Source organism: Janthinobacterium rivuli, assembly GCF_009208735.1.
Lineage (GTDB): Bacteria > Pseudomonadota > Gammaproteobacteria > Burkholderiales > Burkholderiaceae_D > Janthinobacterium.
This window is the reverse complement of record NZ_WFLJ01000041.1, coordinates 1-6,228: the sequence shown is the minus strand read 5'-3', so window position 1 is coordinate 6,228 and position 6,228 is coordinate 1. Positions and strand designations below refer to the sequence as shown.

Annotated in this window: 9 protein-coding genes; 3 read left to right on the top strand and 6 right to left on the bottom strand. The window is 65.0% G+C overall.

The window, feature by feature from the left end:
- A partial coding sequence (locus GCN78_RS28755; RefSeq protein ID WP_413465254.1) for a type IV pilus assembly protein FimV occupies window positions 1–546 on the bottom strand: 546 nt, incomplete at its 3' end.
- A gap of 171 nt (window positions 547–717) precedes the next feature.
- On the opposite strand from GCN78_RS28755, the gene fumC reads away from it, so the two are divergent.
- The 3 genes from fumC (at window position 718) to GCN78_RS28740 (ending at window position 2,828) form a co-directional block, all read left to right on the top strand.
- On the top strand, window positions 718–2,112 hold the full coding sequence (fumC, locus tag GCN78_RS28750; RefSeq protein ID WP_152254739.1) for a class II fumarate hydratase: 1,395 nt from the start codon (window positions 718–720) through the stop codon (window positions 2,110–2,112).
- A gap of 96 nt (window positions 2,113–2,208) precedes the next feature.
- Window positions 2,209–2,430 (top strand): RNA-binding S4 domain-containing protein, encoded by a 222-nt coding sequence (locus GCN78_RS28745; protein ID WP_071079051.1) that lies wholly within the window; start codon window positions 2,209–2,211, stop codon window positions 2,428–2,430.
- A 113-nt stretch (window positions 2,431–2,543) separates the two neighbouring features.
- Window positions 2,544–2,828, top strand: a complete 285-nt coding sequence (locus GCN78_RS28740) for a hypothetical protein (RefSeq protein ID WP_034759786.1) — start codon at window positions 2,544–2,546, stop codon at window positions 2,826–2,828.
- Between the two features lie 4 nt (window positions 2,829–2,832).
- Here the strand turns inward: GCN78_RS28740 and bufB are convergent, their stop codons facing one another.
- From bufB to GCN78_RS29495, 5 genes are all read right to left on the bottom strand, one after another.
- Window positions 2,833–4,455: an MNIO family bufferin maturase gene (gene bufB, locus GCN78_RS28735; RefSeq protein ID WP_152254738.1), complete on the bottom strand. Its 1,623-nt coding sequence runs from the start codon at window positions 4,453–4,455 to the stop codon at window positions 2,833–2,835.
- Window positions 4,456–4,472: 17 nt separating this feature from the next.
- Window positions 4,473–4,775, bottom strand: coding sequence for a BufA1 family periplasmic bufferin-type metallophore (locus GCN78_RS28730; RefSeq protein ID WP_152254737.1), 303 nt, complete (start codon window positions 4,773–4,775; stop codon window positions 4,473–4,475).
- Window positions 4,776–5,017: 242 nt separating this feature from the next.
- A complete protein-coding gene (locus GCN78_RS28725; protein WP_034781856.1) occupies window positions 5,018–5,218 on the bottom strand; it encodes a YjfB family protein in 201 nt (66 codons plus the stop codon).
- A gap of 57 nt (window positions 5,219–5,275) precedes the next feature.
- Window positions 5,276–5,800 carry a molybdopterin-guanine dinucleotide biosynthesis protein B gene (mobB, locus tag GCN78_RS28720; RefSeq protein WP_152254736.1) on the bottom strand — a complete coding sequence of 175 codons (525 nt, stop codon included), beginning with the start codon at window positions 5,798–5,800 and terminating at the stop codon, window positions 5,276–5,278.
- 95 nt (window positions 5,801–5,895) lie between these two features.
- Window positions 5,896–6,228: hypothetical protein (locus GCN78_RS29495; RefSeq protein ID WP_226939874.1), on the bottom strand; the 333-nt coding region annotated here is incomplete at its 5' end.

Genomic DNA, 6,228 nt, shown 5'->3' with positions numbered 1-6,228 from the left:
GGCGCGGGCGCGGGCCGCCAGCGCGGCGGCATCGAGCGACGCAACGCCAACTGCAGCGCGTGGCAACGGCGCGAGTACAGGCGCGGGAACAGGCACGGGCGCCGCAACGGCGGGCCTGGCTGGCGCACTGACGGCGGCGGGCGGCGCCGGCGTCAGCCACAAGGTTCCCAGGCGCACGATGGCGCCACTGCCATTGCCCAATAACAAATACAGATGCAGGTGGCCCGCCTGGATCGCTTGCCGGGTGCTCACGCGCACATAGTGCCTACCACCGCGTTCCAGCGGGCTGATCGTCAAGGTTTGCAGGGCCGGATCCATGCCGATGCCGCCACCCCGGTACACGTCGGGCGAGGCCAGCCGCACGGCCACGCCGTTGGCTTCCTCGGGCGCCAGGGCCGTCAGTTCGATCTCGGCCAGCAAGGGCTGGCCCACATGCGACAGCACCGCCATCTCGCCCAGTTCGGCCGCGCCCGCCACTAGCGGCAAGGCCAGGCTGGCGGCGGCGCACGCGATCAGGGACCAACGGGGAAAGATGCTGCTGTGCATGGACTGATCGCTTTGATAACAAGATAGGAAGGGGAACTCGCCTGTCTTTAACGGCAGGAAATCGCAAAAATATAGATGCGCTACAGCAAAAATGATGCAATACAGCATCATCCTGTGTCTTTTTGACGTCTGGAGTACACTCGATCCACCTCCATCGATGAAAGGGATGTCATGAGTAGCAGAATCGAACGCGACAGTTTCGGCCCGATCGACGTACCCGCCGACCGGCTGTGGGGAGCGCAAACGCAGCGCTCGCTTGAGCACTTCCATATCTCCACGGAAAAGATGCCGCCCGAACTGATCGTCGCCCTGGCCACCGTCAAGCGCGCGGCCGCCCACGTCAACCTGGACTTGGGATTACTGGATGGCAAGAAAGCCATCGCCATCACGCAAGCCGCCGACGAAATACTGGCCGGCAAGCATGACGCGGAATTCCCGCTGGCCGTCTGGCAGACGGGCTCTGGCACGCAAAGCAATATGAACATGAATGAAGTGCTGGCCAACCGGGGTTCCGAGCTGATCGGCGGCTTGCGCGGCGCCGCACGCCTGCTGCACCCGAATGACGACGTCAACCTGGGCCAGTCCTCGAACGACATCTTTCCCACCGCCATCCACGTGGCCGCCGCCCTGGCCGTCGCCAACACGGTCTTGCCGCCGCTGCGCCAGTTGCGCGCCACCCTGGACGCCAAGGCCACGGAATTTGCCAACATCGTCAAGATCGGCCGCACCCATTTGCAGGACGCCACCCCGCTGACCCTGGGCCAGGAGTTTTCCGGCTATGTGGCGCAGCTGGACTTTGCCGAACACATCATCACGGCATCGCTGCCGCCGCTGCTGCAGCTGGCCGCCGGCGGCACGGCCGTGGGAACCGGATTGAATGCCCACGTGGAATTTGCCGGCCGCATCGCGGCGGAACTGGCGCGCCTGACGGGCCAGCCGTTCGAGACGGCCAGCAACAAGTTTGCCGCCCTGGCCGCCCACGATGCGCTGGTCGCCGCCCATGGCGCGCTGAAAACCCTGGCCACGGCCCTGATGAAAATCGCCAACGACGTGCGCTGGATGGCGTCCGGCCCCCGCTCCGGCCTCGGTGAAATCACCATCCCCGAAAACGAGCCGGGCAGCTCCATCATGCCGGGCAAGGTCAACCCCACCCAGTGCGAGGCGCTGACCATGCTGTGCTGCCAGGTGTTTGGCAACGATGTCGCCATCACCGTGGGCGGCGCCTCGGGTAATTTCGAGTTGAACGTCTTCAAACCCTTGATTGCGCATAACTTCCTGCAAAGCGCGCGCCTGCTGGGCGACGGCATGCGCAGCTTCGACGAGCATTGCGCGCACGGCATCGCGCCGAACCGTGACCGCATCGCCGAACTGATGGAGCGCTCCCTGATGCTGGTCACGGCGCTGGCGCCGCACATCGGCTACGACAAGGCGGCGCAAATCGCTAAGCAGGCCCAGCATGAAGGCACGACCTTGAAGGAAGCGGCGCTGGCCCTGGGCTTTGTGACGGAAGAGCAATTCCATGCGTGGATCGTGCCACTGGACATGACGCGGCCCAACAAAAGTTAAGGCTCAGCCTGCATTCTTCCTGGCTTCATGTAAACTATGACCTTAGTTGACACCGTCATTAAGTGTTGAAAACACATCGTTGCAATAAGGGATACAATGCAAAAAGTAAGCTTTGATTTAACATCCGAGTTCGTCGAGCTGAACCAGCTGTTGAAGCTGGTCGGCCTGTGCGACAGCGGTGGCGCAGGCAAGGTCATGGTCGATAGCGGCGTGGTGAAGGTCGATGGCAAGAAGGAATTGCGCAAGACCGCCAAGATCCGCGCCGGCCAGGTCGTCAGCGTGGGCGATATCCGTATCACGGTCGTCGCTCCCGCCTGATGCCGGCATGGGGCGCGCAAGCCGCCCCATGCGCCCAGGCCGCCCGGTTGCCTGGATCGAGCTGCAATATGTCGTTATTGTCAGATAAATATCGATTGCGGAAGGGAAGCGCCATGGACCATCCCGAACAAGGTACGCGCAGCCAGGAACGCCTGATCGGCGACTTGCGCCAGGTAATAGAAAACGCGGAAGAATTGCTGCGTAACACAGACAAATACACCAGCAGCCTGTACCAGAGCGCGCGCGCCAGGCTGGAACTGGCCCTCGTCGCGGCCACGGCCGAACTGGCCCGCTTTGAAGAAGAACAAGTCACGCGCATGATGGACGCCACCCTGGCCGCGAATGCCCTGTACCGCGATCAGACGGGCGAAGCGCGCCTGCTGCGGGCCTTCGAGTAAGTAATCACGCCATCAACACCGCATGCGCCAGCCACTGGCGCAAGTGTGCCGCCAGGTCGAATGCCGGGTCCAGCCCGAACGCCGCATCGAGCGCGGCGCCGAACGTCTGGCCCCGCTGCAAGGCCAGCAAGGCCGCATGCGCCGCCGCATCCACGACCAGCACCTGCGCCTTCCAGCGCGGCCGGCATACGAGCGCGCAGCTGGCCGCCGGCAGATCCTGCGGAAACATCCCCTGCCCTTCCCCCTCCTGATGCGCCTGCCATAGGGCCGCCACTTGCCAGTCCGATGCCAGCAAGACGCAGGCGGGGTGCAAGCTGAAACGCCGCGCTTCCAGCTGATCGGGATGCAAGGCGGCCAGCGCCTCGGGCGCCAGGCCCTGCGCATCGGCCGCGTAGTGGGCCAGGTGCACGGCCCATTCCAGGCGCGCCATGTCCGGCAGATAGGGCAAGTCGGAGATATGCGGGAAAGTGGCCAGAAAATCGGCGAAACGGTCGCCAAACTGGTTCAAATCGGCGCTATCTGACGGATATTGCCGGCCATACGCGCGCGCCAGGCCACCAAAGAAATCCTCGCCCACCAGCGCCAGCACGACGGGATAAGCGTGGCCCAGGGTGCGGCGCCAGGCGGCGCTCAGATTGCCGCGGTACAGTGAAAAACGCTGCGGCACCGCCGCTCCCGCGAACGATGGCAGGGTTGCCACGGTATCGAGCAAAGCCGTGGCAAACGTTTGCTGGCCGGCCGCAAGCGCGTCAAGCGACATGGGCGGCGACGGGGATGGCAGCGCCGTTTCCTGCCATGGCGTTGGCGGCGCATGGCGCGCCAGCATGGCCTGCGCCTTGCCCGCCTCGTCCAGCAGAATATCGAGCGGCGGCAGATCCGTATCCCATTCGACCAGGGTGGGAATGGCGCCAAAGCGCAGCAAGGCGGCCGCATACAAGTCCCAGACGGGCTCGGCCACGGCGGCGCCATGGTGGTCGATCACGGCGTGCGGCGTCAGCAGGTGGCCGCCCAGGTGCAGCTCGCCCACGCTGCCGGGCGCGATCGACTGCATGGCCGTCATGGCGTCTTCGCCGTGGTTACACTGGTTCACATACAGGTTATTGATATCGAGCAGCAGCCCGCAGCCGCTGCGCCGCGCCAACTCCGTCAGAAATTGCGCTTCGCTCATGGCATCGTCGGCAAAACGCAGGTAAGTGGAGACATTCTCCAGCAAGATCGGCCTTTTCAGCACATCCTGCACCCGCCCCACTCTGGCGCAGAGCAAATCGAGGGCGGCGCCATTCAAGGCCAGCGGCAACAGATCATTGAGTTGCTGCTGCGCCACGGCGCCCCAGCTCAGGTGTTCCGACACGAGGATCGGCTCGACGCGCTCCACCACGGCGCGCACGCGCTGCAGATGCGCTTCGGAAAAGCCGCGCGCGGAACCCAGGCCCAGGCCCACGCCATGCAGGCTGAGCGGGTAATCCTGGCGCAGGGCTTGCAGCACGTGGCTATCCCAGCCCGACGGCTGCAGATAATTTTCCGTGTGCACTTCCAGCCACCCCACCTTGGGCCGGCGCGCCAGGAAGTCGCGGTAGTGCGCGGCGCGCAAGCCGACGCCGGCCAGCGCCTGGATGGGCTGCGGCATGGGCGGGCGGCGGACGCTTACGGCTGCGTGGCCGGTTTTGCCGCCTTGCCAGCCTTGATGGGTTTGACGGAGCCGCCCGCCTGTTCGCACGTGCCCTTGGCAACATAGGTCCATTCCGTGGGCAGGTTATCCGCCTCCGCCTGGCCCGCGCAGGAATGCGCGCCATCGGACGAGGCGCAATCGTTCTGCCCTGCCTTGGCCACGCCGTAACACTTTTCCTTGTCGCCAGGCGCGGGACCATCGTGCGCAGCCGCGTTGACGGTGGTGCCGGCGCAGAGGCCCGCGAGGGCGGCGGCGATGAGAGCTTGACGTTTATTCATGGGGAATCCTCTTGCATGGGTCAAAGTAAAGACAGGCCCCGGGCTGCGCCATGGACAACGCGAGGGAATCGGCATCATTTTACTGAATCGGCCGCGCCATGGCGAGTCATGATCAATGAGTCAGCTCGATAGGCGTGAAAAGAAAGGCGGATAGATAAACAAAAACACCCACTCGCCACCGTCGATGACGGTGGTGTGGGCGTGACGATGGCAAGCGCCGGACTGGCGCCGCGGGACTGCGCTCAGGCGGTCGTGTTGATGCGGTTGCCGAGGTGGGCAGGCAGGCTAGGCGCCGACTGTACCGGTGGCAACGCTGCCAGCAAGGCCGTGGCGGTCGAGCTTTGGATATCCTGGGCTTTTTTCAGGACAGTCAAGCCGACGGCTTGCCGCGTGCCTGTCTCCGCCATCGTGGTTGACAGTTGAGCAATGCTTCCGACGTCCATACGTTTCTCCAATGAGGTTCTACTCTTGTTAACGGATGCCGCCGGCAAACCTTTAGCTTATTTTTCCAGTCTGTGCAGCAACCAGGCCAGCACCTGCTCGCGCGCATTCAAGTCCAGCCATTGCACGCCCTCGCGCAAGTCGGCCGGCGCAGGACTGTCTGACGCGACGGCGATCACATGCGGGTCATGCGGATACAGGGGGGCCTGCCCCACTTCCGGACGGAACACTTCCAGCTTCGGGATGGGATCCGTCTTGAAACCTTCGACCAGGGTCAGGTCGGCCGGGCCCATGCGGGCCAATTGCTGCGCCAAGGTCGGTTCCGGCGCGCCGCGCAGCTCATGCACGATGGCAAAGCGGTATGGCGACGCCACCAGCACTTCCGCCGCCCCGGCCAGGCGCAGGCGGGCGCTGTCCTTTTGCGGCGGCTCCAGCGCCAGGTCATGGTGGCTGTGCTTGACCAGGTTGACGCGCAGGCCGCGCGCCGCCAATTCCTTCACCACAAATTCCAGCAGGGTCGTCTTGCCGCTACCGGAACGGCCGATCACACCGAGTACCGGGTGTGCGGGCATCGCATCGTGCATGGTCACTCCTTGATTGAGAAGGAATGATTATACGCAGCCCCACGGGCGCGACCGCCTGGCGCAGGCGCCGCGCCTTGCCCAGCGCATCGCCCAAGTCAAGCGCCGCCAGATTTTCCGCCATTGCCGGTACCGGCGGGCGCCGGCTTGCCGCCCTGCCGCCGGCGCCGGCCCGCCGTCTTCGGCCCAGTCGTGCCCGCCGTCTTGACCGCCGTCTTTCTATTGACCGCCTGCGCATTCCTGGCCGTGCGCGCCAATTGCCGGTGGGCGGCGATCGCGCCCGCTTCCGCGTCGGACTGCAAGGGTACGGCGACAGCGGCGGCCAGCGCGCCATCGGGTGGGCGGGCTGGCGCCAGCGGGGCGAAATCCTGCGCCCGCGCCTCCGCTTCCCAGGCGGCGCGCTGCGCCTGCACGGCTGCGGGCACGGCGGG

What these genes read in the sequence shown, in the direction of transcription:
- GCN78_RS28740 (WP_034759786.1), top strand. Translation starts at nt 2,544, where the DNA reads ATGGACCATCCCGAACAAGGTACGCGCAGCCAGGAACGCCTGATCGGC.
- GCN78_RS28725 (WP_034781856.1), bottom strand. Translation starts at nt 5,218, where the DNA reads ATGGACGTCGGAAGCATTGCTCAACTGTCAACCACGATGGCGGAGACA.
- GCN78_RS28730 (WP_152254737.1), bottom strand. Translation starts at nt 4,775, where the DNA reads ATGAATAAACGTCAAGCTCTCATCGCCGCCGCCCTCGCGGGCCTCTGC.
- fumC (WP_152254739.1), top strand. Translation starts at nt 718, where the DNA reads ATGAGTAGCAGAATCGAACGCGACAGTTTCGGCCCGATCGACGTACCC.
- GCN78_RS28745 (WP_071079051.1), top strand. Translation starts at nt 2,209, where the DNA reads ATGCAAAAAGTAAGCTTTGATTTAACATCCGAGTTCGTCGAGCTGAAC.
- bufB (WP_152254738.1), bottom strand. Translation starts at nt 4,455, where the DNA reads ATGCCGCAGCCCATCCAGGCGCTGGCCGGCGTCGGCTTGCGCGCCGCG.
- mobB (WP_152254736.1), bottom strand. Translation starts at nt 5,800, where the DNA reads ATGCACGATGCGATGCCCGCACACCCGGTACTCGGTGTGATCGGCCGT.